This window comes from Microbacterium sp. zg-Y625 (assembly GCF_030246925.1).
Classification (GTDB): domain Bacteria; phylum Actinomycetota; class Actinomycetes; order Actinomycetales; family Microbacteriaceae; genus Microbacterium; species Microbacterium jiangjiandongii.
The window spans coordinates 2624807-2650858 of the sequence record NZ_CP126740.1 but is presented as its reverse complement, the minus strand read 5'-3'; the positions used below and the strand labels follow the sequence as shown (position 1 = coordinate 2650858).

The following is a 26052-nucleotide window of genomic DNA, read 5'->3' as shown; positions in this document are numbered from 1 at the left end:
CGTCGGCCGCACGCCTCACGCCGCGCTGCGGCGCACCGCGCGCGAGAGTGGCTCGGTGGCGGCCATCGCGAGGCTCACCGCGGCGAAGCCCGCGACGAAGGTGAGCACCACCACCAGGATCGGAACCGGAGCGATGATGCCGGTCATTCCCACGATCGGCAGGCAGAGCGCCGTCCCCACGGCCGCGCCGCCCAGCGCCGCCCAGCGCAACGGCACGGTGACGGTGAGGGTGCGCGAGCGCCGCAGCTGCTTTTCGGGCATGCCCAGCCGGTCGAGTCCCACGATGAGCTCGCGGTCCTCGAGCACGGATGCCGCCTGGGTGACCCCCACCGAGCAGGCCAGCAGCACGAATGCGGCGCCCAGCGTCACCAGCACGCCGACGCGGATATCGGACAGCAGCGTGCCCTGCTCGTTCTCGCCGACCGTCTCGAGCAGCCCCATCCCGCCGCCGGCGACGACGGCGATGAACGCGATCATCGCGATGCCCGAAACCCGGCGCCACGCCTGTGGTGCGTGGGCGGCGAGCTCGCGACCGGCGATGAGGCTTGCGGCTGAGGTGGCGCGTCGTGCCATGATGCGTCCGCTCAGCGCGACCAGCGGCGCCCCGATGAGGTTCACCAGGCCCATGGCGCCGGCGAACATTCCGATGAGGACCATGATCCCGAGCGTGTCGGCGAGCGAGCCCATGCTCCCCGCGACCGCGATGAGCGCCACGAGCATCACCAGTCCCGCCACGAGCAGCAGGGTGCGGCGAGGCGCGGCGTTCGTGCGACGGCGCACGCCGAGCGGGCCGAGGCGCACGGCGCGCAGGCTCAGCGCCGCGCTCGTCGTCGCCAGCGCGGTCACGCCGACGACGGCCCACAGGATCGCGGGCAGACCCGCCCATACCGCAGCGATGCCGACAGGACCGCCGAAGAACGGCAGGAGCCCCACGAGCGGCAGCAGAACGAGGTACAGCGCCACGCCGCCGAGCGCACCGGCGAGTGCGGTCAGGGCCGCTTCGGCGACCGTCATCGCCGAGACCTCGCCGCTGGTCGCCCCCAGCAGGCGCAGGGTGGCCAGGCGGTCGTTGCGTCGCCTGCTCGACAGGCGCGCCGCGGCGGCGCCGAGGGTGAACACCGGCACAGCCAGCAGGACCAGGGCCAGCATGCTCAGCATGGGGTAGACCGGGTCGCCGGCCACCCGGGGGTCGGTGTGGAACATGACGGTGCCGCCCACGACGACCAAGAGCAGCGCCGTCGTCACGGCGAAAGCGACGACGGGAAGAAGTAGGGCCGCCCGTCCTTGACGAGAAGGTCGCGCCATCAGGACGGTGATCGTCGCGATGCGGCGGACCGACCCCAGCGAGGCGGAGCCCCGCGGCAGCCGCGGCGGGGTGGCCGGGGCCGCGATCACGCCGGTCATCGACCGGCTCCCGCGACCGTCGTGGCATCCGGCCGGGCGTTCGTCGTCTCGCCGACGATCCGGCCGTCGCGCATGTGCAGCACGCGGTCGCAGCGCGCCGCGACGTCGGCATCGTGGGTGACCACCACGAGGCTGCGGCCCTGCCCGGTGGTGGCATGCAGGAGCGCGCTCATCACCTCGGTGGAGGTCGACGAGTCCAGTGCGCCGGTGGGCTCATCGGCGAAGACGATGGGAGCGCCGGTCACCTGGGCGCGCGCGATCGCGACGCGCTGGGCCTGGCCGCCGGAAAGCTGGCCGATGCGGCGGTCCTCCATGCCGGCGAGCCCGAGCGACGCCAGCCACCCGGCGGCGTGGGCCTCGGCCGCCCGGCGCCCGACGCCCGTGACCAGCAGCGGCAGGGCCGCGTTCTCGAGCGCGGTGAGCTCCGGGAGCAGCAGGTGTTCCTGGAACACGAAGCCCACCCGGGTACGCCGCACCTGCGAGCGCTGGTCCTCGGTCATCCCGAACAGTTCCAGCGGCGTCCCGTCGGCGGTGCTGATCCGCACCGATCCGGCGTCGGGGGAGAGGATCGCGGCCAGGCAGTGCAGCAGGGTGGTCTTGCCGGAACCGGAGGCCCCCATCACGGCGATGGACTCGCCGAGTCCGATGGCGACGTCGACGCCGGCGAGCGCGGTGAGGTCGCCGTAGCGCTTGATGAGACCCGTGGCGGTCAGGGCAAAGTCGTGGGAAGTGTTGTTCACGATGCCAGTCTTCGCGGCGGCAGGCGCCCCGTCGTCGGCCCTGCGAGGTATGCGTCGTCGCCCGCAGGGATGATCCGCAGACCCCCTCGACCGCTCCGAAGGGCAGGCGTAGAGTCGCCCGCGACGGCCCCGGGTGCCGCGCAAACCGTGCCGGATCAGCGCGGACATCCGGCGAGAAGGGAGCGGTTCCCATGTCCGACAGCCCCGCAGCCGAGATCGTCGAGTTGGTCGGCGGCCCCGGAAACATCGAGAGCCTCACGCACTGTGCGACGCGCCTCCGGTTCCAATTGCGCGACGGTGACCTCGTCGACAAGTCGGCGGTCGAGGCGGTACCCGGCGTCATGGGTGCCGTGCCGCAGGCGGGCGACCGGTTCCAGGTCGTCATCGGCGGCGGCGTGCAGACGGTCTACAACGACATCATGGCGCTGCCCACCATGAAGGGCGACGCCGAAGGCGACGTCGACGACACCGCCGCCATCAAGGCGCGGGAGCGCGCGAAGGGTCCGCGCGGCAAGGTCGCCTGGCTCGACTCGCTGTTCGAATTCCTGTCGGACTCGTTCCGACCGATCCTCGGCGCCCTGCTCGGCGCCTCGCTGTTCATCACCTTCATGGCGCTGATGGCCACCCTCGGAGTGATCCCGTCGTGGAACGCGCCGGGCGTCGTGCTGGAGCCCTCGTGGGCGTTCATCAACCTGATGTGGCAGTGCGTGTTCGTCTTCCTGCCGCTGATGGTCGCCTACAACGCCTCGCAGAAGATCGGCGCCGACCCCTGGGTCGGCTTCGCCATCATGGCGGTGGTGATGCTGCCGGGATTCCTGGCGCTCGGTCAGGATGCCACCGCGCAGCAGATCGTCTTCCTCGGCTCGGAGATCACGACGGTGCCCGTCTTCGGCATTCCGCTGACCATCTTCGACTACAACTCGCAGGTGTTCCCGCCGTTGCTCATGGCTGCCGTCCTCGGGCCGCTGTGGAAGGGCCTGAAGAAGATCATCCCCGACAACCTGCACCTGATCTTCGTGCCGTTCCTGGCGATGCTGGTGATGATCCCGCTGACGGCCTTCCTCATCGGACCCATCGGCGTCTACGCCGGCGCGGGGCTGGCGAACCTGCTCAGCTCGATCAACACGTTCTCCCCGTTGATCTTCGCCATCGTCATCCCGCTGGCCTACCCGTTCATGGTGCCGCTGGGACTTCACTGGCCGGTCAACGCGATCATGCTGCTGAACATCCAGACGCTCGGGTACGACTTCATCCAGGGCCCGATGGGCGCCTGGAACTTTGCCTGCTTCGGGGCGACGGCGGCCGTGCTGGTGCTGGCCTGGCGGGAGCGCGACCAGGTGATGAAGCAGACCGCGACCGGCGCGCTGGCGGCGGGCCTGCTCGGCGGCATCTCGGAACCCTCGCTCTACGGCATCCATCTGCGTTTCAAGCGGATCTATCCGCGCATGCTGGTGGGCTGCTTCGTGGGTGGGCTCATCATCGGCATCGGCGGCGGAGTGCGCACCGAGGCGTTCGTCTTCACATCGCTGCTCACCATCCCCGCCTTCCAGCCGCTGGCGCTGTACGGCATCGCGGTGGCGGCGGCGTTCATCACGTCGATGACCCTCGTGATGATCTCCGGCTACAAGCCGAAGGAGCCGCCCGAGGCGCAGGCGGCGCAGGCGGCGGCCGCTCCCGCCGGCGCTGCGCCGGTCGGTCCGGTGCTGATCGACCCCGGGAACGCGCCCGAGGTGGCGAAGGCGCTGGAGGTCATGTCGCCGATGGATGGGACGGTGGTGGCGCTGTCGCAGGTGCCCGATCCGGTCTTCGCAGGCGGGACCATGGGCCCCGGTGTCGCGATCGAACCCACCGGCGACACCGTGTACGCGCCCGCCGAGGGCGTGGTCGCCGTGGCGCAGACCACCGGGCATGCCTTCGGGCTGGTGCTCGACGGCGGCATCGAATTGCTCATCCACGTCGGCATCGACACCGTGAACCTCAAGGGCGAGGGGTTCGACGTGAAGGTGTCGAACGGGCAGCGCATCGAGATCGGCACACCGCTGGTGACGTTCGACCGCTCCGTGATCGAGAAGGCCGGCTACCCGCTCATCACCCCGGTGATCGTTCTCAACGCAGATCAGTTCGAAACCGTCGATCCCCTGGCGCTCGGTCCGACGACGGCGGGCGCGCCGCTGCTCGTCGTCGAGATAAAGGCGAACGCCACGACCTAGGCGCCTGTTTCGAACAGGGCGGCGTGCGCAGCCCAGCCCGACTCGGTGGGGATCGAGCGCAGGCCGCGGCTGGCGACCGCCATGGCCGTCGCTACCGCGCACAGCGCGGCGCAGCAGAGCAACGTGCCCTCGCGGCCGGCCCAGGTGAGACCGAATCCCGCGATCAGGGGTGCCAGCGGCATCGCGCCGATCGCCAGCACCGTGCTCGCGCTGTTCACCCGGCCCAGCAGCTCGCTCGGAACCGCGACCATGGAGTAGCCCATCAGCGCCGCGTTGAGCGCCGGCAGCAACAGCACCGACGCGGCGAGGACGCCGACGATCGACCACACCGATTCCAGCTGAGACAGCACCGCCACGCCGGCGGTCGCGACGGCGAGCCCGGCGATCGCGAGCACGCCGGCTCGCACGCGCGGGACGAGGGTGGGCGCGGCCACCGCCCCCACCAGCATCGCCACGCCGGCCCCGGCGGACAGCCAGCCGATGACGGCAGGGGAGTGTCCAGCCTGCTGCATCGCATACAGCACGGTCGTGAGGCCCGCGTTGAATCCGAGGTTGATGATCGTGGAGATGAAGAGGACCGCGCGCAGATCCTCGCGGGCGAAGAGCCACGCGAAGGCGGTGCGTATCTCGGCGACAGCGCTCGTCTTCTTCTGCGCCGTGGTGGCGGGCACGGCCTCCACAACGGCGTCGGTGGCCGCCGCGGGGGAGGGGTGCGCGACGGGCCGCGTGTGGCGCAGCATCCATGCCGTGATCGCGGCGATCAGGTGGGCGAGCATCATGACGGCGCCGATCAGCCAGCCGCCGACGGCCAGCAGCGCCCCGCCGAGCGGCCCGCCGGCCAGTTGCAGTGCGGCATCCCGCGCCTGATTCGCCGCCTGTGCGCGCCCCATGGCGGCGTCGGGGACGATCTGCTTGATCGCGCTCTCGCCGGCCATGTCGAAGAGGCCCCCGCGGGCGCCGAGCAGAAGCGTGAGCACCAGCAGGGTGGCGAACGTGAGCGACCCGCCGGACGCGAGCACGGTGAACGCCAGCGACAGCACCACGCCGATGGTGGAACCGAGGATCATCAGTCCGATGCGCGGATGCCGGTCGGCGAGCACCCCGCCGTACAGCGTCGTGACCGCGAGCACCGCGCCGCCGACCGCGCCGACGATCCCGGCCTGGGCGGGATCGTCGGTGACGATCAGGGTGAGCAGCGGCAGCGCGAAGGCGAACAGCGCGTCGGCCAACCCCTTGCTCGTGTCGCTGGCGAGCCAGGTGAGGTAGCGGCGGTTGCGCCAGAGGCTCTCGGAGGATGCGGTCGTGGTCGTCGTCATGCCGCCAGATTAGTTACACAAGAAGTCTTGCGCAACGAATCGTGCGCAATATTGCTTGCGTAACTGGCGCGGATACACTCGGACCATGGTCGACGACGGCGGGGCGGGGCGCGGTGCGGTGATGACCTCCGCCATGCTCAAGGCGATGTCACACCCCCTGCGGCGTCGCATCATGAAGGTGCTGGCGGCGCGCGACTACGCACGGGCGGCCGACATCGCCGCCGACCTCGACGTGCCCGCGAACAGCGTCAGCTTCCACCTGCGGTCGCTGGCCGACGCGGGGCTCGTCGTCGAGGCGCCCGAGCAGGCGCGTGATCGCCGCGACCGGGTGTGGACAGCGGTGAAGGGCGGTTTCGACCTCGGCAGCCCGGAGCATCCGGTCGAGGATGAGGCGCTCGGCGGAACGCTCCTGGCCGCGCTCGCGCAGGAGCACGCCGCCATGCTGCGGCGCGTGGTCGCCTGGGCACCGGAGTACACCGCGGGGCGCAGTTCCGGCGTGCACGGGACCTTCGCTCGCTACATGGTGCATCTGACCGAGGCGGAGTTCCTCGCCCTGTCCGAGCGGATCAACCGCGTGATCGACGAGGCCCGCGAGGCGCACGACGTCGCGAGCGCCGATTCCCGCGTGTGGGAACTCGACGTCCTCGCCGCCGACGACATCATCTGAGGCGGCAGGTGTCGGCGGCCGGCGTCGGTCAGCCGCGGGCTGCCTCGACGGCGTCGCGCAGGCGCGCGGCATCCGTGCCGTCGCCGCGCATCTCGAAGGTCTGGCCATCGATCACGAGCAGGGGAACGTGGTCGACGGGGGTGTCGGAGCCGACGACCTCGCCGACCCAGTGATCGTTGCTCTCCTCCACCCAGTCGGCCAGGGCGAGCTGCTCCACGCCGGCGGTGAGGTCCGCCGCGACACCCGCCTCGGCGGCGTAGGCCAGCAGGTCGGCGTCGGTCGGCGCACCGTCGGCATCCACCTGGTGCTCCTGCAGCAGGGCGTACAGGGGAAGCACCGCCTCGAGCTCGCCGGCCTGTGCGGTGAGAGCGAGCAGGTTGGCGCCACGGGTGGAGTAGTCGGTGGTGTCGCCGCGCTTCGCGCTGACGTAGTTCATCGGATGCAGCGTGAAGGTGATCGTGCCGTCGTCCACCCACGCCGCGATGTCGTCGCCGGTCTGCTCGTCGAGGGCGGCGCAGTACGGGCACGACACGTCCGTCCACAGCTCCACGGACACCGGGCCGTCGCCGACGACGATTCCGTCGGCGGGTGCCGTCGCGGCTGCGGGCGTGGTGCTGTCGGCGGGCTCGGCGGGTGCGCTGTCGGCGCTCGCGCACGCGGAGAGGGTGAGTGCGGATGCCGCGACGATCGCGAGGACGGTGAGGGAGCGATACCGGTTCACCTTTCGTTCCTATCTCGCGCGGAGGGGTCGCGCACGTTCGTGGTGGCTCGGCTACGAGCGGCATCCCTTCTATGGTCTGACCACATGGAGGACTCCTACAGGGACGTTCGCGACGACGGAGGCTCGGCACCTGCCCGGGAGCGCGGGTGGAAGCCCCCGCGGCGGGGCAGGCTAGCGTGGAGCGCATGCCGACGACGCCGTTCCACGCCCTTGACGACTACATCGCCCTCCCGCGGATCGAAGCGCTGGCGCTGTCTCCGGACGGCACCCGGGCGGTCCTGACCGTCGCGACCCTGACGAAGGATGCCACGGGCTACGAGCGCTCCCTCTGGCAGGTCCCCGCGAACGGCGACGGCGCACCGCGCCGCCTCACCCGGTCGGCGAAGGGCGAGTCCGGGGCCGTCTTCCTCCCCGGCGGCGACCTGCTCTTCGTCTCGGCGCGACCCGACACCGAGGCCGCGGACGCAGAGGACGCCGGCCAGCTGTGGCTCCTCCCGGCCGCCGGCGGCGAGGCGCGCCCCGTCACCCGGCTCACGGGCGGCGTCTCGGACATCGCCGCCGTCGCCGACGCGGCCGAACGCCTCGTTCTCGCCGCTGCACTGCTGCCGTCGGCCGAGACCCTCGAGGACGATGCGCGCCTGCGGGCCGAGCGCACCAAGCGCAAGGTGTCGGCGATCCTCCACGACACCTACCCGGTGCGGCACTGGGATCACGATCTCGGCCCCGCCGAGCCCCACCTGCTCGCGCTCGATCTCGCCGATCTCGCCGACACCCTGGCCGCCGTGGCCGACGAAGCCGATGCGGTCGGCGCTGACGCGGCGGACCCCGGCACGACGGATGCCGCGGCGACGCAGCCCTACCCCGCCTCGCTGCCCCGCCCCGTCGACCTCACGCCGCGTCCCGGTCGCACCGCCGACACCGCCGGCACCGCCCTCACCCCCGACGGTGCCACCCTGGTCGCCGCGATGCATGTCGCCGAGGGCCTCACCGGCCGCTACCGGCTGGTCTCTATCGACGTCGCCACCGGCGCGCACACGGTGCTGCGCGACGAGGAGGGCGTGGATCTCGAAGCGCCCGCGATCAGCCACGACGGCGCCACGCTGGCGTACGTGCGCACCGTGAAGACCACGCCGGCGGGTCCCACTGAACAGGAGCTGTGGGTGAGCGGCCTCGACGGCTCCTCGCCGCGCCGCATCGCGGCGGAGTGGGACCGGTGGCCCAGTGGCATCCAGTTCGATCACGACGACCAGGCGCTCATCGTGACCGCCGACTCCGACGGGCGTGGTCCGGTGTTCCGGGTTCCGCTGGACGGCGGCGGAGTGGAGCAGATCACCCGCGACGACTTCACCTACACGCACGTGCGCGTCGATCTGCGCACCGGCGACCTCGTCGCGCTGCGGTCGTCGTGGGTGGCGCCGTCGCATCCGGTGCGGATCGCGCGCGACGGGGCGGTCACGCCCCTCGCCTCGCCCGCGCCGCTGCCGACGGTGCCGGCGACGATGACCGAGGTCGACACCACCGCCGCGGACGGTGCGCGCGTGCGCGGCTGGCTGCTGCTGCCCGAGGGTGCCTCGGCCGCGAAGCCGGCGCCCCTGCTGCTGTGGATCCACGGCGGACCGCTGAACAGCTGGAACGCGTGGAGCTGGCGCTGGAACCCCAACCTCGCCGTCGCTCGCGGCTACGCCGTGCTGCTGCCCGACCCGGCCCTGTCGACCGGCTACGGGCTGGACTTCATCGCGCGCGGCTGGAACAGCTGGGGCGCGGCGCCCTACACCGACCTCATGGCGATCACGGATGCCGTCGAGGCGCGACCCGACATCGACGAGACCCGCACGGCGGCCATGGGCGGATCGTTCGGCGGGTACATGGCCAACTGGGTCGCCGGACACACCGACCGGTTCCGGGCGATCGTGACGCACGCGAGCCTGTGGGCCCTGGACCAGTTCGCCGGCACCACCGACCACGCCGGCTACTGGAAGAGCATCTTCACGACCGAGGCGATGGCCGAGAACTCACCGCATCGCGCCGTCGCCGACATCCGCACGCCGCTGCTGGTCATCCACGGCGACCGCGATTACCGCGTGCCGATCGGCGAGAGCCTGCGGCTGTGGGCCGAGCTCATGGAGCACCACGGCGGCTCGGACGGCAGCACCGTGCACCGGTTCCTTTACTTCCCCGACGAGAACCACTGGGTGCTCAAGCCCCAGCACGCGGTGGTCTGGTACGACACCGTCTTCGCGTTCCTCGGCGAGCACCTGCTCGGGGAGGAGCCGACCCGGCCCGCCGGTCTCGGCTGACCGGCCCTGGCCCGCGCGGGCGAGCCGATGCTCGCCTGTCGCATTCTGTCCCCTGCGGCGCCGCCGAGCCGCGTTTCGCGACAGGCGAGCGGATGCCGGTGGTCGGCGGCGCCGCGCTGCCCGCCCGCGCGCGGGCTCGCCTGTCGCATTCTGTCCCCTGCGGCGCCGCCGAGCCGCGTTTCGCGACAGGCGAGCGGATGCTGGGCACGGCAGGACCCCGCCCGCGGCGATGGCCACGCCGACCGGTCCCGGTCGGGCGACCGACCTCCCCCGTCGCCCGCGTCAGTACTCGCGGTGGGCCCGGTAGTACTCCAGCAGCGCGCGGGTCGAGGCATCCTGCGCCGCGAGCGCGTCGGCGTCGCCCTCGATCGCCGGTGCGATCTGGGTGGCCAGCTGCTTGCCGAGCTCCACACCCCACTGGTCGAAGGAGTTGATGCCCCAGATCACGCCCTGCGTGAAGGTGATGTGCTCGTACAGGGCGATCAGCTGACCCAGCACCCGCGGGGTGAGCGCCGGCGCGAAGATCGACGTGGTCGGCCGGTTGCCGGGGAAGGTGCGCGCTGCGACGAGCGGCCCCGTGGTCCCCTCGGCCTCGACCTCGGCGGCCGTCTTGCCGAACGCCAGAGCCTTGGTCTGCGCGAGGAAGTTCGCCAGGAACAGCCCGTGCACATCGCGACCGTCGTCGGTGAGCGGGTAGGCGGGGTTCGCGAAGGCGATGAAGTCCGCCGGGATCAGCCGGGTCCCCTGGTGGATCAGCTGGTAGAAAGCGTGCTGTCCGTTGGTGCCGGGCTCGCCCCAGAACACCTCGCCGGTGTCGGTGGTGACGGGCGTGCCGTCCCAGCGCACCGACTTGCCGTTGGATTCCATCGTCAGCTGCTGCAGGTACGCCGCGAACCGGTGCAGCTGCTGCGCGTAGGGCAGCACCGCGTGGGACTGCGAGCCGAGGAAGTTCGAGTACCAGACGTTCAGCAGCCCCATCAGCACGGGGACGTTCCGCTCGAGCGGCGTGGAGCGCACGTGCTCGTCGACATCGTGGAAGCCCGCGAGCATCTGCCGGAAGACGTCGGCCCCGAGCTCGATCGCCAGCGACAGTCCGATCGCGGAGTCGACGGAGTACCGGCCGCCCACCCAGTCCCAGAACCCGAAGGCGTTGGCGGGGTCGATGCCGAAGGCGGCCACCTTGTCGAGCGCCGTCGAGACGGCCACGAAGTGGTGGGCGACGGCGTCGGTGCGGGCGGCATCCGAGTCGTCGATCGCGCCCGTCTGCGCGAGGCCCCGCCACAGCCAGTCGCGCGCGAGGCGGGCGTTCGTCAGCGTCTCGAGCGTCGTGAACGTCTTGGATGCCACGATGAACAGCGTCGTCTCGGGGTCGAGGTCGGCGGTCTTCTGCGCGATGTCGGTGGGGTCGATGTTCGACACGAACCGGGCGTGGATGCCGGCATCCGCGTACGGCTGCAGCGCCTCGGACACCATCACCGGGCCGAGGTCCGACCCGCCGATGCCGATGTTGACGATGGTCTGCACCTTCTTGCCGGTGACGCCCACCCATTCGCCCGAACGCACCCGCTCGGCGAACGCGCTCACGGCGTCGAGCACCTCGTGCACGTCGTGGTCGACGTCCTGGCCGTCGACGACGAGCGCGGGCGAGGCGCCGGCGGGGCGGCGGAGAGCGGTGTGCAGCACCGCGCGGTCCTCGGTGGTGTTGATGTGCTCGCCGGCCAGCATCGCCGCGTAGCGCTCGGCGACGCCGGTCTGCTCGGCCAGTCGCACGAGGGCGGCGAGGATCTCGTCGGTGACGAGGTTCTTCGACAGGTCGACGTGCAGGTCGCCCACCGGCAGGCTGAGCCGCTCGGCGCGGCGGGGGTCGTCGGCGAACCAGCCCCGCAGGTCGGGGGAGAAGCCGTCGCGGAGGGCGACGAGTTCGTTCCAGGCAGAGGTGGAGGTGGCATCGATCGGCGCAGTCACACGTCAACGCTAGACCCGCGCGCGGGCGCCCGTCCACGCGGAGGCCGGCGGGCAGCGCGAAGGGCCGGTCGGAGGGTGTCCGACCGGCCCTTCGGGGGGCGAGGGCGCTGAGGCGGTCGTGGGGTCAGCGCCCCGACCGCAGGGTGACGTCGCCGGCCGACAGGCTGACCGTGATGAGCCGTGAGGCCTGCGTGGACGTCTCGAGACGGTTGTCGAGGCCCCCCGCCGACACATCGGAGGCGACGCGGTACGCGCCGCTCGGCACCGCGAGGTCGAGCGACCCGGCGCTGACGTCGATCGCGACGTCGTCGGGCGCATCGCCGGTGAACACCGCCTTCAGCCCACCGGCACTGACGTCGAGGTCGGCGGTGGCCACATCGGCGATCTCCAGGTCGGCGCGGCCGGCGTTGACACTCGCGGCGACCTCGGCCGCAGCGCCCGCCAGGGTCAGCTCGCCGGCGTTCACCTCGAGGTCGAGCGTGCCGAAATCGCCGTCGACGTCGAGGGAGCCGGCCGACAGGGTGAGCTTCGCGTCGAGCGCGGCGTCCTGCAGGCTCTCGGGCAGCTCGAGCACGACCCGCGTGGGGCCGTCGTAGAACCACCAGCCGCCGAACCAGCGCTGCGGGGAGCGCACGACGAGCTCATCGCCCTCGCGGGCGAGGGTCCACCGTCCCGCCCCGGCATCGGCGGTCACATCCAGCACCGCCTCGTCGGTGTCGGTGAACACCACCCGCACGTCACCGGCGGAGACCTCGACGTCGAGGGCGTCGACACCCGTCGCGTCGACGACGATGCGCTCGTCCGACGACCCCGACGCGCGCACGATGGAGCCGATGACGCCGGTGGCGACGGCGCCGATGAGGACCACCGCGCCCACGACGATGGCGATGATCGCCACCACGCGGCCCGCCCCGTTGCGCGATGGCGCGGGCGGCGGGGTGACGGGGGAGGGCTGGGGCCCCGGCGGGGGCGTGAGTGTCGTGCTCATCGTGATGCTCCTGTCTGCGGCAGGTCGCCGCCGTGCTCGAGATGTGCGAGCGCTGCCAGCACGCGCCGGTTGCCCGACTCGTCCTGCTCGAGGTTGAGTTTCTGGAAGAGGGAGGTGATGTACTTCTCCACGCTCGCCTCGCTGACGTGCAGTGCGCGGGCGATCGCCTGGTTCGACTTGCCTTCGGCGATCAGGGCGAGCACGGTGCGCTCGCGGTCGGTCAGCCGGGCCATGCGGTCGTCGCGGGTGCGCCGGGCGAGCAGCTGTGAGACGACTTCGGGGTCGAACACCGTGCCGCCCGCGCCGATCTGGGCGACGGTCTCGACGAAGTCGGCGACATCCGCGACGCGGTCCTTGAGGAGGTACCCCAGGGCGCCGCCGCGGCCGGCGATCAGTTCCGACGCGTACCGCTCCTCGACGTACTGGCTGAGCACCAGCACGGGCAGGTGCGGGTGCTCCGCCCGCAGCGCGAGCGCCGCCCGGATGCCTTCGTCGGTGTAGGTGGGCGGCAGTCGCACGTCCAGGATGCAGAGGTCGGGGGCGGTCTCGGCGACCACCGCCTGCAGGTCCTGCGCGTCCGGCAGGGCGGCGACCACGCTGTGACCGGCGTCTTCGAGCAGGCGCACGAGCCCTTCGCGCAGCAGCGCGGAGTCTTCGCAGATCAGGATGCGCACGGCACGCTCACTTCCAGAGAGGTCGGTCCCCCGACGGGGCTGTCGAGACGCACGGTGCCGCGGGCGGCGATGATGCGGTTGTGGATGCCGTCGAGACCTCCGCCGGGGATCACGCGGGCGCCGCCGGTGCCGTTGTCCTCGACGCGCGCCCAGAGGGTGCCGTCGTCGCGGCGTCGCACGATCACGCGGCATTCGGCCGCCCGGGAGTGCTTGGCGGCGTTGGTGAGCGACTCCGCGATGGCGAAGTACACGGCGGCTTCCGCCTCGCGGGTGCAGCGACCCTCGACCCGCACGTCCAGGTGCACGGGAACGTGCGATCGGGCGGCGAGGGCCGAAAGTGCGGCGTCGAGCCCGCGGTCGTCGAGCACCGAGGCGTGGATGCCGCGCGCCAGCTGGCGCAACTCTGTGATCGCGGCCTTCGTGGAGGTGTGCGCCTCGGCGATGAGGTCGCGCGCGGCATCCGGATCGCTGTCGATCTTCTGCTGCGCGAGTCCCAGTGTCATGCCGACCGAGACGAGCCGCGGCTGCACGCCGTCGTGGAGGTCGCGTTCGATGCGGGTGCGCTCCACCTCGCTGGCACGCACGGCGCCGGCGCGCTGCACGTCGGACGTGGCGGCTTGCTGGGCGAGCACCGCTTCGCGCGACGGCACGAGGATGGCGCGGGTGAGCACGCCGTCGAGCACCGCGATGCCGAACAGCAGTGCAGCGCTGACCAGCACGGCGATGCCGCCGACGAGCGCCGCCCAGCCCGGCTCGAGCATGAGGCCGAACCAGGGGGAGGGGATCACCTCGGCGCCGAAGAGGGGGGAGACCAGCAGCCCCACACCGGTGGCGATGGTCGAGGCCAGCACGATGACCATCGACCCGAGCAGGGTCGCGAGGGCCGCACCGGCGACGCCACGCCACATCGGGCCATCGGTGAACTGCTGCCACACCATGCGCAGCCAGCCGCCGAAGCCGGGGCGCGTCATCCGACGCGTCCGCAGCGCCGGCAGTCCGTAGCCGTAGAGCCCCTCGGCGCGGGCGTACTCCAGCCACGCGGTGGCATAGAGCACGTAGACGAAGGCGATGAGGAAGAGGATGCCGATGCCGATGACGAGCAGCAGGCTCAGCCCGATGCTCAGCAGCACGCTGAGCATCGTGAACAGGACGGTCCCGGCGACGGCCATGGCCGCCAGCTGCGCCAGGGCGCCGAGGAGGCGCCGCGCGGACGGGCGCGGCGCGGTCGGGGCCGTGGCGGCGGGTGCGGGGGTTGAGGTCATGGCTCCACGGTAGGGGTGGGGCACGGCCCGCCGCCGCCCCGGCATCCGGAGTCTTTCCTTCGGGATAACCGGAAGGCCGGGGGCGGCGCTGGCGGCGCCTGAGAGCATGGAGGGGTGACGACTCCCGACATCCGCCTCATCGCCGTCGACATGGACGGCACGCTGCTCGATCCCGCCGGACGCATCCCCGACGGGCTCTGGCCGCTGCTGGACAGGCTGCGCGAGCGCGGCATCGCGTTCGCGCCGGCCAGCGGTCGGCAGCTGGCGACCCTGCAGCGCTCCTTCGGCGAAGCGGGCCGTGACCTCGACTACATCGCCGAGAACGGCGCCTACGTCGTGCGGGAGGGCGTCGAGGTGAGCTCCGACGCCCTCGACCCCGCGTTCGTGCGGGACCTGATCCTGCGGATGCGTCGTCTCGTCGCCGATGGTGCGCTGCACGCCGGCGTCGTGGTGTGCGGCAAGGAGTCGGCGTACATCGAAGACACCGATCCACGGTTCCTCGCCGAGGTGGAGAAGTACTACGCGCGGCTGAGCGTCGTCGACGACGTGCTCGCCCAGCAGGACCAGGTGCTGAAGCTCGCGATCTACGACCACGACGGCGGCGAGACGCACACCGCGCCCGCGCTCGACGACCTGCGCCGGACCCACCAGGTGGTCGTCTCAGGCGCGCACTGGATCGACATCATGAACGCCGGAGTGAACAAGGGCGTCGCGCTGCGGAATCTGCAACGCGCTCTCGGGATCACTCCCGCCCAGACCGTCGCGTTCGGCGACTACCTCAACGACCTCGAGCTGCTGCAGGCGGCGGACTGGTCGTATGCGATGGCGGACGCGCACCCCGACGTGGCGGCGATCGCCCGCCATCGCGCGCCGTCCAACGCCGAGTTCGGCGTGATCACGACGATCGAGACACTGCTGGAGTTCCCTGGCCGACCCGCGTGACGGATGCCGGGGCGTAGCGTGGGCGCATGCTCACGATTCCCACGGTCACCCTCAACGACGACACGGCCTTCCCCGAGCTCGGACTCGGCACCTACAACCTGCGCGGCGACGACGGCGTCGAGGCCATGGTCGCGGCGATCGACAGCGGCTACCGGCTGCTGGACTCGGCGGTGAACTACCAGAACGAGACCGAGGTGGGCGAGGCGGTGCGCCGCAGCGGCATCCGCGACGAGCTCATCGTCACCACGAAGCTCCCCGGACGGGACCACGGCTACGACAAGACCCTCGCCAGCGCCGCCGGCTCGCTCGAGCGTCTGGGGCTGGACCGCATCGACCTCTACCTCATCCACTGGCCGAACCCCTCGGTGGATCAGTACGTCGACAGCTGGCGGGCGATGATCGAGCTGCGCGAGCGCGGCACGGTGCAGAGCATCGGCGTCTCGAACTTCACGCAGCAGATGCTCGAACGACTGGTCGACGAGACCGGCGTCGTGCCGGCGGTGAACCAGGTGGAGCTTCACCCCTACTTCCCCCAGGCCGAGCTGCGGGCGTTCCACGAAGCGCAGGGCATCCGCACCGAGAGCTGGAGCCCGCTCGCCCGGCGCAGCGAGCTGCTGGCGGAGCCGGTGCTCGCCGACATCGCCGCCGCGCACGGGGTCACCCCGACGCAGGCGGTGCTGCGGTGGCACACGCAGATCGGGTCCACCCCCATCCCGAAGTCCGCGAGCGCCGAGCGCCAGCGCGAGAACGCCGATGTCTTCGGCTTCGCGCTGACCGACGACGAGATCGCGGCCCTGAGCGCGTTGGAGCGGGGACGTCTCTGGGACGGTGACCCCGAGACCCACGAGGAGATGTGACGCGCGGATGCCGATGCCTCCGGCATCCGGTCACTGCGTCGCGAGCCACTGCGCGAAGGTGACGGTGCCGCGGTCGGCGTCGGGCCCCGGCAGCAGCGTGCCGTCGCGCTGCGCGCGGCCGAGCGGCCCCGGGAGCGGAAAGGCAGGGAGCGGGCCGTGGTGGCCCGTCGCCCGCGCGTAGCCGCGGACCATCGCCACCAGTGACTCCTCCTGCGGTCCGGCGAGGTCCCGCGCCCACCCTGCGGGCGGTGCCTCGGCGAGGTCGACCAGCCGCGCGGCGACGTCGTCGAGCGAGACCGGCTGGGTGCGCATCCGGGGTGCCAGGTGCAGGGGACCGATGCGCGCCGACGCGAACATCTGCGCGGCGAAGTCGTGGAACTGCGTCGTCCGCAGGATCGTCCACGGCACCGCGCCGGCGGTGATGAGCGCCTCCTGCGCGACCTTGCCGGCGTAGTAGCCGTGCGGCGCCCGATCGCAGTTGACGATGGACAGCGCCACGTGGTGGCCGACCCCGACCGCGCCCTCCGCGGCGAGCAGGCGGCCGGTGCTGGCGCGGAAGAACTCCTCGCTCGTCCGCGCATCGAGGGTGGTGACGTTGAGGGTGTCGATGACGACGTCGACGCCCTGGAGCGCCTCGCGCAGCCCATCGCCGGTCGTCGCGTCGGCTCCGGCGCCGCGCGTCGCGATCGCGACGTCGTGGCCACGGGAGCGGGCCACCTCCACCACGCGGCGGCCGGCGGTGCCCGTGCCGCCCGCGACGGCGATCCTCACGACGCGGCTTCCGCGATGCTCGCCACCAGGACGTCGAGGGACGGGTTCAGGGTCAGCATGACGATCACTCCCGCGCCGGCTCGGGGTGCCGGCGGTCTCCGGCGATCCTCAGTATTCAGCAGCGGGAAGCGGCGAGGCAAGCGTCGCGTGGATGCGAAGCCCTGATCACACCGTCATCCCGCTCCCACGGATCGCTCAGCGCGGACAGGGGGCCCGTCCAGAAACACCCTGCACAGTGGTACACCGCGCCCGGCCCGAGGGCGCGGCGCCGCCCTGCCGGCGCACGTCCCGAACGAAACGTACGCTTCGCCATGCCTTCAGCCCCCACATCAGCCCTGTCGCGCCGCGCCCTGCGCGTCGCGCGCCGCCGTCGCGTCCGCGCCCGCATCACCGCGACCCTGGCGGTGGCCTCCGGCATCGCCCTCGGGGGTGTGCTGACCTCCGGCGCGGCCGCCGTCGCCGCAGAGCTGCCGATCGTCGACGCCGCGGTCGCCCCCACCCTGCAGGAGGTGGCCGACGACGCGCAGGCGACGGTGGATGCCGCGCACGCGGCGCTGGCCGCCGCCGACGCGCTCACCGCAGAGGTGGCGCAGTCGGGGCTGGAGGTCGAGGGTGTCGTCGAGGTCGACACGGACGAACTGCACACGGCGCTCGAGGAACTCGACGACGCTGAGGGCGTGCAGCTGCTGCGGGAGATGGAGGCGGTGGAGGTCATCGACGACCACGTCGATGACGTGACCACCGAGACCGCCGACCTGCGTGCCCGGTTCGACCTCGCCCGGCAGCAGAAGGCCGAGGCCGAGGCGGCAGCAGCGGCGGCACAGGCCGAGGCGGAGGCTGCGGCCGCGCTCGCCGCGGCCAACACGCCCGACGGCGCCCGGGCGACCGCCGCGCACCTCGCAGCGACGCAGTATGGCTGGGGAAGCGACCAGTTCCAGTGCCTGAACTCGCTCTGGCAGAAGGAGTCGGACTGGAACTACCAGGCCGTCAATCCCTCCAGTGGCGCCACCGGCATTCCGCAGTCCCTGCCCGGGGACAAGATGGCCGCGGCCGGCCCGGATTGGCAGACGAACGCCACCACGCAGATCCGGTGGGGGCTGGACTACATCGCCCGTGCGTACGGCACGCCCTGCACGGCGTGGGCGCACTCGCAGGCGACCGACTGGTACTGAGCGCGCTCAGTGCGGCGCGTGGTACTCGCTCTCGCCGCGCTTCCAGTACCCCTTCGCCACGAAGGTGTCGGAGGGCAGCGCCCACCGCTCCTGCAGCAGGGCGCGGGCAGGTCTGACGATCGCCTGTTCCGCCGCGACGAACGCGAAGACGTCGCCGAGCGGGCGGTCGTCGGTGCCGAGGGCCTCCAGGCGTTCGGTCAGCGCGCTGCCGGCGGGGGTCGTTCCCCGGTGCAGCTGCTCCACCACCACTCCCGGGGGAGCGTCGATCGGCAGCTCGTGCTCGGCGTCGACGACCTCCACCATGATGCGGCCGGCGGCGGCGGCGTCCATGGTGCGCGCGAACCGGCGCATCGCCGGCACCGCCGTCTCGTCTCCGGCGAGGAACCAGGCATCGGGCCTGCCCTCGATCATCATCGAGCCGCGCGGGCCGCCCACGCCGGCGACGGCGCCGATGGGAGCGTGTGCCGCCCACTGCGCCGCGACACCGCCGTCGTGAACGGCGAACTCCAGCTCCAGCCAGCCGCCGTCGGGCTCCCACGCCAGCGGCGTCAACTCGCGATTCGGGGCCGCGCGCAGCTCCTCCGCCGAGGTGGGAGCGACGTCGGGGAAGAACACCCGGATGTGGTCGTCCGAACCCGGCGAGTCGAATCCGATCAGATCGGCGCCCTCCAGCCGAATCCGCACGTAGGTGGGCGTGATCCACGTCCGCGCGGCCAGTCGCGCCGTGCGGAACCGCAGGTCGAGGCGCTGGCGTCCTAGGCGGAAAGAGCTCACCGGAGTCGACGTCGTCATGAAGGTTAGGCTAGCCTATCCAAGGTCCGTGGCGAGAGAACGCTGCCGGACACGATCCGAACCACATCGACGTGGGCGTGGGGAGTGCCGCCGTCTGCTGCGTCGCGCCCGGTGCCCGTCGCCTCCAGGAGATGACACACGCATGAGCACGACCCGCCCGCTGATCGCGGCATCCCTCGCCCTCGTCACCGCCGCGGCCCTCACCGGCTGCGCCACCGGAACGGAAGAGGTCGCGGCCGATGCGCCTGCCGCCTCCGACGCCGGCACGGTGACCTTCTCGTGGGACCGCAACACCGCCGGTGAGGACGAGGAGCCCGCGTACGAGGAGACGACCGTCGAGGTTCCCAAGAACCCCGAGACCATCGTCGTGTTCGACATGGCGAGCCTCGACACCATCGGTGCGCTCGGCGCTGAGGTCGCGGGCGCACCGCTGGACTCCGTGCCCGACTACCTGCAGGAGCACCTCGCCGACGACGCGTTCAACGCCGGCACGCTCTTCGAGGCAGACCTCGTCGCGATCGAGGCGCAGCAGCCCGACCTGATCGTCATCGGCGGCCGCTCGGCGGGCCTCTTCGAGGACCTCAACGAGATCGCTCCGACGGTCGACCTCAGCATCGCGGGGTCCTTCGAGGAGACTCTCGAGCGCAACACGACCTTCCTCGGCGAGGTGCTGGGCGCCGAGGACGAGGCCGCCGAGGCCCTCGCCCAGCTCGAAGACGGCATCGCCGAGGCCCGGGCCGTCACGGTCGACGCCGGCACTGGCCTGGGACTGATGGTCTCCGGCGGCCGGCTCAACGCGATGGCGCCGTCCGAGGGCGACGCCACCGGACGCAACGCCCGCGGCGGACTCATCTACGACGTCTTCGGCGTCGAGCCGGTCGTCGAGGACGTCAAGGGCGCCACGCACGGCGAGCCGGTGTCGTTCGAGTTCCTGCTCGAGCACAACCCCGACTACCTCTGGGTCGTCGACCGCGACGCCGCGACCGCCGCCGAGGGCGCTCAGGCCGCCGCGACCGTGCTCGACAATGACATCGTCAACCAGACCACGGCCTTCCAGAACGACCAGATCGTCTACCTCGACCCCACCGCCTGGTACATCGTCTTCGGTGGCATCCAGACGACTCAGATCATGATCGACGACGTGCTGCAGATCGCCGAGTGAGGATCTGACCCGAAGGATCCCCCGCGGTGACCGCAACATTGTCTGCGCCGACGAGCGCTCCCACCCGCACCCGCCCCCGGCGGACGTGGGTGGGGGCGCTCATCGGCGTCGCCCTCGTCGTGCTCGCCGCCGCGAGCCTGTTCATCGGCGTCTCGGACGTGTCTCCGACGGCGCTTGTGGAGGGCGGCGCCGACAGCGACGCCGCGTTCCTGCTGGTGGCCAGCCGCATCCCCCGCACGGTCGCGGTGCTCCTCGTCGGCGCATCGCTCGGCATCGCCGGACTCATCCTGCAGATGCTGGTGCGCAACAAGTTCGTCGAGCCGGGGACGACCGGCGTGACCGAGTTCGCGACGCTCGGGATGCTCGTGGCGATCCTCTTGTGGCCGGGCATGGCGATGATGGGCAAGATGGGCATCGCCGCCCTCTTCGGGCTCATCGGCACGTGGGTGTTCATGCGGGTCATCCGCGCCGTCCCGGTTCGTCAGCTGGTGCTGGTGCCGCTGGTGGGCATCATGCTCGGCGGCATCGTCGGCGCCGTGACGACCTTCTTCGCCTACCGGCTGGACCTCCTGCAGTCGCTGTCGCAGTGGGCGCAGGGGAGCTTCGCCACCATCATGGCGGGCCGCTACGAGTACGTCTGGGTCGCCGGTGTCATGGTCGTCGTGGCATGGATCGCCGCCGACCGGTTCAGCGTCATCGGCCTGGGCGAGGACTTCGCCACGAACCTGGGGCTCGACTACCGCCGCGTCGTCGGGATCGGCATGGTCGTCGTCGCCGTCATCACGGCGGCGGTGCTCGTGACGGCGGGCATGATCCCGTTCCTCGGGCTCGTGGTCCCCAACATCGTGAGCCTCATCATCGGCGACAACGTCCGCCGCTCGATCCCGTGGGTAGCCGGCCTCGGCGCGCTGTTCGTGATCGCGTGCGACATCCTCGCCCGGGTCATCCGCTTCCCCTATGAGATCCCGCTGTCGGTCATCGTGGGGGTCATCGGGGCGGGCCTGTTCCTCTGGCTCCTCCTGCGGAAGGGCAGCCGTGCGCACTGATCTCGCTCCGCGGCACAGCGATGCCACCCCGGCCGAGGGCGGTCGCGGCATCCGCGCGCGCGCAGCCTCGGCGTGGGCCCGCCCCGGCCTGCGGCTGGCCGCGCTCGCCGTGGTCGTCGTCGTGCTCATCGCCCTGTACCTCTTCACCGCGGTCCCGGGGTCCCTCGCCTTCGCCCTGAAGATCCGCAGCGCCAGCGTCGTGGCGATGGTCGTCGTCGCGGTGGCCGTGGGTGTGTCGACGGTCGTCTTCCACACCATCACGCAGAACCGCATCCTGACGCCCTCGATCATGGGCTTCGACGCGTTCTACCTGCTGATCTCCACGGTCATCGTCTTCACCCTCGGATCCACAGCGTTCCTGCGCACCGATCCCGTCGTGCTGTGGCTGGTGCAGGTGGCCGTCATGGTCGCCTTCAGCGTCTTCCTCTTCACCTGGCTTTTCGGGGGCAAGCGACGCTCGATCCACCTCATGCTGCTCGTGGGGATCGTGCTGGGCACCTTCTTCCGCAGCTTCACGGAGTGGATGCAGCGGATGCTGGACCCGCTGGACTTCCAGGTGCTCACCGACACCGCCTTCGCCTCGCTCACCCGGCCGGACGAGACGCTGCTGCTGCTCACCGGAATCCTGGTCCTCCTCGGCTGCCTGGCCGTCGTGCCGCTGCTGAACACCCTCGACGTCCTCACCCTGGGGGAGCCCGCCGCGGTGGGACTGGGCGTCAACCACAAGCGGGTCATCATGGCCCTCTTCGCGATCGTGTCGGTGATGGTCGCGGCATCCACCGCACTCGTCGGACCGATCCTCTTCTTCGGACTCATCGTCGCCAACCTCGCGTACTCGTACGCCGGAACGTTCCGTCACCGATGGGCCCTCCCGACCGCCGCCCTTCTCGGCGTGCTGTGCCTGGTCGGCGGGCAGCTGCTGCTCGAGCGCGTCTTCGCGTTCGGTGCGAGCCTGTCGATCGTGATCGAGTTCGCCGGGGGCCTGTTCTTCCTCTACCTCGTGCTGCGAAAGGGGGCACGATGATCGTGCTCGACGGCGTCACCAAGCGCTACAACCGGCAGACCGTGCTCGACGACGTGTCGATCACCCTCGGTGCGGAGGGCGTGACGGCGCTCATCGGACCCAACGGCGCCGGCAAGTCGACGCTGTTCGCGCTGGTCGGCCGGCTCATCGCGGCGGATGCCGGCACCGTCACCGTCGACGGCATGGATGTGCGCACCGCCTCGTCGGCGGAGCTCGCCAAGACCCTCGCGGTGCTGCGGCAGGACAACCACATCGCCGCGCGCCTGACGGTGCAGGACCTCGTGGAGTTCGGGCGCTTCCCCCACTCGAAGGGGCGCCTGACGGTGGAGGACCGCGAGCAGATCGACCGAGCCATCGCCTACCTCGATCTCGAGGCCTTCCGCAGCCGGTTCCTCGACGAGCTCTCCGGCGGTCAGCGTCAGCGCGCGTTCATCGCGATGGTGCTCGCCCAGGACACCAAGTACGTGCTGCTGGACGAACCCCTCAACAACCTCGACGTACGGCACATGACCGAGATCATGAAGCTCGTGCGGCGCATGGCCGACGAGCTCGGCAAGGTCGTGGTGGTCGTGCTGCACGACATCAACTTCGCGGCGACCTACTCCGACCGCATCGTGGCGATGCGCGACGGCCGTGTCGTCGCCGACGCCCCGGTCGCCGAGATCATGCGGCCCGAGGTGCTCGGCGAGGTGTACGAGACGCCGGTGGACGTGCGGGAGATCGACGGCCGCCCGGTCGCGCTGTACTACTCCTAGACGCGCGGGCGCCGAGACGTGCGGTCGCCGCAGATCACAGCTGCGCGCCGTCGTCATCGCGGTCGTAGATGCCCGTGCTGCGCCCGCGCCACGACTCGTAGGCGATGAGCCAGCCGATCGAGACCACGCCGGCCAGCAGCACGCCGAGCCAGACGTTGCCCATCAGCATGCCGAACAGCACCCCGAGCACGAGCAGCAGCGCGCTGCCTGCGATCCATCCGGTGCGGCCGCGTGGCCAGCCGGAGCCGCTGCGGGGGTCGGTCATGCCGCCAGCCTACGCGTGGTGCCGGCTGCGGTCGCGCCGGTGCGGCATCCTCCACCGCTTGCGCGGCGCTGTGCGGAGCCCGCATCACGACGGTGCGTTCACCGCCACCATCCAGGGGACGCCGAATCGATCGCTCAGCATGCCGAAGCGGCCACCCCAGGGCGGCGGTTCGAAAGGCAGGGTCACGGTGCCGCCGTCGGCCAGGGCGTCCCAGAAGCCCTGCAGCCGCCCCTCGTCGTCGCCGCTGACCGATACGGCCATGCCCGCCGGTGCGGCGTAGGGGAGCATGCGGGGCGTGTCCGAGCCCATGAGCACGAAGCCGTCGGGCGTGGTGAGCTGGGCGTGCATGACGAGGTCCCGCTCGGCGGGGTCCTGCGCCATGCCCTCGAACTCGCCGAACGTCGAGATCTGCAGGTCGCCGCCGAAGACGCCCTGGTAGAACGTCATGGCGGTACGGGCCTGGTCGCGGAACGACAGGTAGGGGTTGAGGGCGGCCATGTCGCTCCCTCTCCTGGAGGTGGATGCCGCGCCGGGCGCGCGATGGGTCCAGTGTGAGCCGCGCCAGGGCGCCTCGCAAGGGCGACCGTCAGCGGTCGCGGTGGTCCTCGGGGTGCAGACGCGGGCCGCGGCGCTGCTCGCGCACGCCGCTGGCGTAGATGAGCCGGATCACGCGCTGGCGGTGGCCGGCCCAGGGTTCGAGAAGCTCCAGCATCCCGTCGTCGTCGACGCGATGGCCGGTCAGGGCGTTGCCCACCTCGTGGGCGAGGTGATAGTCGGCGACGCTGACGGCGTCGGGGTCGCCGAGGGCGCGGATACGGGTCTCCGCGGAGGTCCAGACGCCGATGCCCCGCAGGCTCATGAGGATGCGGTCGACGGCCTCGCCACCGCCGGCCGCCATGACCGCCGCGATCAGGGAATCGCCGCGCCGGGCGGCCTCAACCACCGTGCGGGCCTGCGGCGGCTCGACGCCGGCGCGGTGCCAAGCCCAGCTCGGGATGCGCCGCCAGCCCTCGATCGTCGGCGGCGCGAACATGGGTTTCGGGGTGGGGCCGGGCGCCCGCTCCCCGAACCAGGTGACCAGCGAGCGCCACGCGCCGAACGCCTGCATGACCGTGACCTTCTGCTCGACGATCGCGCTCGCGAGCGCGTCGAAGACCAGGTCGGTTCGGCCGATGCGCAGGTCGGGGTGGCGCCGGTGCACCTCGGCGATGAGGGGATGCCGCCCGGCGTCGAAGCCGGTGGGGTCGTCGAGCCCGCCGCACAGCGCCGGCAGCTGGTGCAGCGCCCACTCGGCTCCAGGCCCCCACGCCGCTGCCCGGATGCGGTCGCGGCCGGTGCGGATCGCGAGGGTGGCGACGCCCTCCGGCGTGCGGCTGGCCCGCCACAGTACCGACCCGTCAACGGCGAAGGTCGGATCACCGGCGCCGTGGCGCTGGTAGCGGATCGCCCGCGCCGCATCGATGGGCACGCGCGGCCGGTACTCGGTCTCGATGGGTCGCGCGTCGGGGAGAGCAGCCGGGGCCGGAGCCGGGGTCGCTGCCGCTCGCGGCATCCCTCGCGCCTGCACCGTGGTCATGCCGTCACCCTACGCGCACCCCGCCGACATCCCGCTGAGTGGGCGGGCGCGCGGGCGGCACTCCCCGCCGGTTCGTCGCCGGTGGTCGCGGCCGGCGTGCTCGCCTGTCGCGAATCGCGGTCTGGCGGGCCGGTAGGCGACCGTTTGCGACGGGCGAGCGAGGGCGGCACTCGCCGAGGGCTCGCCGGTGGTCGCGGCCGGCGTGCTCGCCTGTCGCGAATCGCGGTCTGGCCGGCCCGCGAGCGACCGTTTGCGACGGGCGAGCGGGGGCCAGAGGCCCCGGGGACGGGTGAGGCGGCCGGCGTCAGAAGCGGTCGGGGGAGGGGCTGCCGTGGCCGTAGCGGATCACGACGTCGGCGTGCCGGTCGAACCGGTAGCCGACACCCCGCACCGTGCGGACGATGTCCTCGTAGCGGCCGAGCTTCGCGCGCAGGCGCCGCACGTGCACGTCGATCGTGCGCTCGCCGGGGGTCTCGTCGTCGCCCGTGCCCTGCCAGAGCGACGAGACGAGCTCGGCGCGCTCGATCGTGCGGCCCTCTCGCAGCACCAGGTACTGCAGCAGCTCGAACTCCTTGAAGGTGAACGCGGCGGACGCGCCGTCGATGAGTACCCGCTTGCGGGAGATGTCGACGGTCACACCGCCCGGCGCGGCATCCTCGTCGGGCTCGTCCTGCTGGGTGCGCGCGACGGCGCTCGGCTCGTGCAGCGCCAGCCGCACGACGTCGACGTCGCGGCCACCCGCCCCGGCGGGGGCGAGGGCGACGGTGGCGTAGGTCTCGGCGTGGGGCGCCAGCTCGCCGAGCGTGCGGCGCAGGGCGGCAACGAGCGCGGACAACGACACGCCGTCCTGCGCGGCCTTGAGCTCGTTGATGCCGACGTACAGGGCGAAGCCGCGCGGCGCGGTGCCGGCGGGGACGGGCCGGGCCGCCGGCGGTGCGGCAGGCTCCGCGGACGGGCGAGCGGTCGCGGCGGACGGGCGAGCGGCAGCCGGGGCGACGTCTTCGACGGCGCGAAGGTGACGGGCGGTGGTCGGGCGGTCCAGAAGGGCGATGTTCGACATGGGAGTTCGGTCCTAGCGAGTGGAACCCGGGCGGTGCGCCTGGAACGGGTTCGGGTGTGCGTTGCGGAGCCCGGTGGGGCCGTGTGTCGAAGCAGCGAGTGGCGCGGGGGTGGGCGCTCAGCGCGGTGCTCGGGGGCTCGGTCGCGTCGCTCAGATCAGAGGTGCGACAGGAACCCGGCGGGGGTCATCGTGTCAGCGACACATTCGGCAACACATGACAGCGCGGCCGGGCATCATCATGCCGGCAGTCCCGTTCGCCTCCCAGGCGGACAGAGAGCGTGCGTTGTCAGTCATGTGGCCGATTATGACCCACTGGGTCGGAATGCGTCAAACCGCTCAGCGATCCCGGCTGCCGGATGACGAAATATGACAGAGTGCTCAGTCGT

General features: G+C 71.7%; 24 protein-coding genes. 10 read left to right on the top strand and 14 right to left on the bottom strand.

What is annotated here, in order from left to right:
• Positions 1-15: 15 nt before the first annotated feature.
• Positions 16-1404 (bottom strand): FtsX-like permease family protein, encoded by a 1389-nt coding sequence (locus QNO14_RS12385; protein ID WP_257505546.1) that lies wholly within the window; start codon positions 1402-1404, stop codon positions 16-18.
• A complete protein-coding gene (locus QNO14_RS12380) occupies positions 1401-2144 on the bottom strand; it encodes an ABC transporter ATP-binding protein (protein ID WP_257505545.1) in 744 nt (247 codons plus the stop codon). Before QNO14_RS12380 ends, QNO14_RS12385 begins: the two co-directional genes overlap by 4 nt.
• Before the next feature lie 191 nt (positions 2145-2335).
• Here QNO14_RS12380 and QNO14_RS12375 point away from each other — a divergent pair, with 191 nt between their 5' ends.
• Positions 2336-4354 carry a glucose PTS transporter subunit IIA gene (locus tag QNO14_RS12375; protein ID WP_257505544.1) on the top strand — a complete coding sequence of 673 codons (2019 nt, stop codon included), beginning with the start codon at positions 2336-2338 and terminating at the stop codon, positions 4352-4354.
• Here the strand turns inward: QNO14_RS12375 and QNO14_RS12370 are convergent.
• Positions 4351-5670 (bottom strand): MFS transporter, encoded by a 1320-nt coding sequence (locus QNO14_RS12370; protein WP_257505543.1) that lies wholly within the window; start codon positions 5668-5670, stop codon positions 4351-4353. The genes QNO14_RS12375 and QNO14_RS12370 overlap by 4 nt on opposite strands.
• Positions 5671-5755: 85 nt before the next feature.
• Between QNO14_RS12370 and QNO14_RS12365 the strand changes: the two genes are divergently transcribed.
• Entirely contained in the window at positions 5756-6337 is a 582-nt protein-coding gene (locus QNO14_RS12365; protein WP_257505542.1) for a winged helix-turn-helix domain-containing protein, read from the top strand.
• Positions 6338-6365: 28 nt separating this feature from the next.
• On the opposite strand, the gene QNO14_RS12360 is transcribed toward QNO14_RS12365, so the two are convergent.
• Positions 6366-7058, bottom strand: coding sequence for a DsbA family protein (locus QNO14_RS12360; RefSeq protein ID WP_257505541.1), 693 nt, complete (start codon positions 7056-7058; stop codon positions 6366-6368).
• Positions 7059-7243: 185 nt separating this feature from the next.
• On the opposite strand from QNO14_RS12360, the gene QNO14_RS12355 reads away from it, so the two are divergent.
• Positions 7244-9355 (top strand): S9 family peptidase, encoded by a 2112-nt coding sequence (locus QNO14_RS12355; RefSeq protein WP_257505540.1) that lies wholly within the window; start codon positions 7244-7246, stop codon positions 9353-9355.
• Positions 9356-9637: 282 nt separating this feature from the next.
• Here QNO14_RS12355 and pgi read toward each other — a convergent pair whose 3' ends face one another.
• From pgi to QNO14_RS12335, 4 genes are all read right to left on the bottom strand, one after another.
• Positions 9638-11320, bottom strand: a complete 1683-nt coding sequence (pgi, locus tag QNO14_RS12350) for a glucose-6-phosphate isomerase (RefSeq protein ID WP_257505539.1) — start codon at positions 11318-11320, stop codon at positions 9638-9640.
• 124 nt (positions 11321-11444) lie between these two features.
• Positions 11445-12308, bottom strand: a complete 864-nt coding sequence (locus QNO14_RS12345; RefSeq protein WP_257505537.1) for a hypothetical protein — start codon at positions 12306-12308, stop codon at positions 11445-11447.
• On the bottom strand, positions 12305-12982 hold the full coding sequence (locus tag QNO14_RS12340) for a response regulator transcription factor (protein ID WP_257493841.1): 678 nt from the start codon (positions 12980-12982) through the stop codon (positions 12305-12307). The genes QNO14_RS12345 and QNO14_RS12340 overlap by 4 nt, the downstream gene beginning before the upstream one ends.
• On the bottom strand, positions 12970-14244 hold the full coding sequence (locus tag QNO14_RS12335; RefSeq protein WP_257505535.1) for a sensor histidine kinase: 1275 nt from the start codon (positions 14242-14244) through the stop codon (positions 12970-12972). The genes QNO14_RS12340 and QNO14_RS12335 overlap by 13 nt, the downstream gene beginning before the upstream one ends.
• Positions 14245-14358: 114 nt before the next feature.
• On the opposite strand from QNO14_RS12335, the gene QNO14_RS12330 reads away from it, so the two are divergent.
• Together QNO14_RS12330 and QNO14_RS12325 are read left to right on the top strand one after the other, a co-directional pair.
• Positions 14359-15186, top strand: a complete 828-nt coding sequence (locus tag QNO14_RS12330; protein WP_257505534.1) for a Cof-type HAD-IIB family hydrolase — start codon at positions 14359-14361, stop codon at positions 15184-15186.
• 26 nt (positions 15187-15212) lie between these two features.
• Positions 15213-16043: an aldo/keto reductase gene (locus tag QNO14_RS12325; protein ID WP_257505533.1), complete on the top strand. Its 831-nt coding sequence runs from the start codon at positions 15213-15215 to the stop codon at positions 16041-16043.
• A gap of 30 nt (positions 16044-16073) precedes the next feature.
• Here QNO14_RS12325 and QNO14_RS12320 read toward each other — a convergent pair whose 3' ends face one another.
• Positions 16074-16814: an SDR family oxidoreductase gene (locus tag QNO14_RS12320; RefSeq protein WP_257505532.1), complete on the bottom strand. Its 741-nt coding sequence runs from the start codon at positions 16812-16814 to the stop codon at positions 16074-16076.
• A 311-nt stretch (positions 16815-17125) separates the two neighbouring features.
• On the opposite strand from QNO14_RS12320, the gene QNO14_RS12315 reads away from it, so the two are divergent.
• Complete coding sequence (locus tag QNO14_RS12315) at positions 17126-17986, top strand: aggregation-promoting factor C-terminal-like domain-containing protein (RefSeq protein ID WP_257505531.1); 861 nt, start codon at positions 17126-17128, stop codon at positions 17984-17986.
• Between the two features lie 6 nt (positions 17987-17992).
• On the opposite strand, the gene QNO14_RS12310 is transcribed toward QNO14_RS12315, so the two are convergent.
• The gene (locus tag QNO14_RS12310; protein ID WP_257505530.1) at positions 17993-18778 is read right to left on the bottom strand and encodes a siderophore-interacting protein; all 786 of its coding nucleotides are present in this window, start codon (positions 18776-18778) and stop codon (positions 17993-17995) included.
• 142 nt (positions 18779-18920) lie between these two features.
• Here QNO14_RS12310 and QNO14_RS12305 point away from each other — a divergent pair, with 142 nt between their 5' ends.
• The 4 genes from QNO14_RS12305 to QNO14_RS12290 are packed head-to-tail and all read left to right on the top strand — an operon-like array spanning position 18921 to position 22765.
• Complete coding sequence (locus QNO14_RS12305; RefSeq protein ID WP_257505529.1) at positions 18921-19940, top strand: siderophore ABC transporter substrate-binding protein; 1020 nt, start codon at positions 18921-18923, stop codon at positions 19938-19940.
• Between the two features lie 26 nt (positions 19941-19966).
• Positions 19967-20986 (top strand): ABC transporter permease, encoded by a 1020-nt coding sequence (locus QNO14_RS12300; protein ID WP_257505528.1) that lies wholly within the window; start codon positions 19967-19969, stop codon positions 20984-20986.
• A complete protein-coding gene (locus QNO14_RS12295; RefSeq protein WP_257505527.1) occupies positions 20976-22010 on the top strand; it encodes an iron chelate uptake ABC transporter family permease subunit in 1035 nt (344 codons plus the stop codon). Before QNO14_RS12300 ends, QNO14_RS12295 begins: the two co-directional genes overlap by 11 nt.
• Positions 22007-22765 (top strand): iron ABC transporter ATP-binding protein, encoded by a 759-nt coding sequence (locus QNO14_RS12290; RefSeq protein WP_257493831.1) that lies wholly within the window; start codon positions 22007-22009, stop codon positions 22763-22765. The genes QNO14_RS12295 and QNO14_RS12290 overlap by 4 nt, the downstream gene beginning before the upstream one ends.
• Positions 22766-22799: 34 nt before the next feature.
• On the opposite strand, the gene QNO14_RS12285 is transcribed toward QNO14_RS12290, so the two are convergent.
• The 4 genes from QNO14_RS12285 to QNO14_RS12270 all read right to left on the bottom strand — a co-directional run bounded on the left by QNO14_RS12285 (position 22800) and on the right by QNO14_RS12270 (position 25666).
• On the bottom strand, positions 22800-23030 hold the full coding sequence (locus QNO14_RS12285) for a hypothetical protein (protein ID WP_257493830.1): 231 nt from the start codon (positions 23028-23030) through the stop codon (positions 22800-22802).
• Positions 23031-23114: 84 nt separating this feature from the next.
• Positions 23115-23528, bottom strand: coding sequence for a VOC family protein (locus QNO14_RS12280; protein WP_257505526.1), 414 nt, complete (start codon positions 23526-23528; stop codon positions 23115-23117).
• An 88-nt stretch (positions 23529-23616) separates the two neighbouring features.
• Positions 23617-24606: a DNA-3-methyladenine glycosylase family protein gene (locus QNO14_RS12275; RefSeq protein ID WP_257505525.1), complete on the bottom strand. Its 990-nt coding sequence runs from the start codon at positions 24604-24606 to the stop codon at positions 23617-23619.
• Between the two features lie 304 nt (positions 24607-24910).
• The gene (locus QNO14_RS12270) at positions 24911-25666 is read right to left on the bottom strand and encodes a winged helix-turn-helix domain-containing protein (protein ID WP_257505524.1); all 756 of its coding nucleotides are present in this window, start codon (positions 25664-25666) and stop codon (positions 24911-24913) included.
• Positions 25667-26052: the final 386 nt, after the last annotated feature.

What these genes read in the sequence shown, in the direction of transcription:
- QNO14_RS12305 (WP_257505529.1), top strand. Translation starts at nt 18,921, where the DNA reads ATGAGCACGACCCGCCCGCTGATCGCGGCATCCCTCGCCCTCGTCACC.
- QNO14_RS12345 (WP_257505537.1), bottom strand. Translation starts at nt 12,308, where the DNA reads ATGAGCACGACACTCACGCCCCCGCCGGGGCCCCAGCCCTCCCCCGTC.
- QNO14_RS12370 (WP_257505543.1), bottom strand. Translation starts at nt 5,670, where the DNA reads ATGACGACGACCACGACCGCATCCTCCGAGAGCCTCTGGCGCAACCGC.
- QNO14_RS12270 (WP_257505524.1), bottom strand. Translation starts at nt 25,666, where the DNA reads ATGTCGAACATCGCCCTTCTGGACCGCCCGACCACCGCCCGTCACCTT.
- QNO14_RS12310 (WP_257505530.1), bottom strand. Translation starts at nt 18,778, where the DNA reads ATGACGACGTCGACTCCGGTGAGCTCTTTCCGCCTAGGACGCCAGCGC.
- QNO14_RS12375 (WP_257505544.1), top strand. Translation starts at nt 2,336, where the DNA reads ATGTCCGACAGCCCCGCAGCCGAGATCGTCGAGTTGGTCGGCGGCCCC.
- QNO14_RS12280 (WP_257505526.1), bottom strand. Translation starts at nt 23,528, where the DNA reads ATGGCCGCCCTCAACCCCTACCTGTCGTTCCGCGACCAGGCCCGTACC.
- QNO14_RS12285 (WP_257493830.1), bottom strand. Translation starts at nt 23,030, where the DNA reads ATGACCGACCCCCGCAGCGGCTCCGGCTGGCCACGCGGCCGCACCGGA.
- QNO14_RS12315 (WP_257505531.1), top strand. Translation starts at nt 17,126, where the DNA reads ATGCCTTCAGCCCCCACATCAGCCCTGTCGCGCCGCGCCCTGCGCGTC.
- QNO14_RS12365 (WP_257505542.1), top strand. Translation starts at nt 5,756, where the DNA reads ATGGTCGACGACGGCGGGGCGGGGCGCGGTGCGGTGATGACCTCCGCC.
- QNO14_RS12335 (WP_257505535.1), bottom strand. Translation starts at nt 14,244, where the DNA reads ATGACCTCAACCCCCGCACCCGCCGCCACGGCCCCGACCGCGCCGCGC.
- QNO14_RS12275 (WP_257505525.1), bottom strand. Translation starts at nt 24,606, where the DNA reads ATGACCACGGTGCAGGCGCGAGGGATGCCGCGAGCGGCAGCGACCCCG.
- QNO14_RS12355 (WP_257505540.1), top strand. Translation starts at nt 7,244, where the DNA reads ATGCCGACGACGCCGTTCCACGCCCTTGACGACTACATCGCCCTCCCG.
- QNO14_RS12290 (WP_257493831.1), top strand. Translation starts at nt 22,007, where the DNA reads ATGATCGTGCTCGACGGCGTCACCAAGCGCTACAACCGGCAGACCGTG.
- QNO14_RS12385 (WP_257505546.1), bottom strand. Translation starts at nt 1,404, where the DNA reads ATGACCGGCGTGATCGCGGCCCCGGCCACCCCGCCGCGGCTGCCGCGG.
- QNO14_RS12325 (WP_257505533.1), top strand. Translation starts at nt 15,213, where the DNA reads ATGCTCACGATTCCCACGGTCACCCTCAACGACGACACGGCCTTCCCC.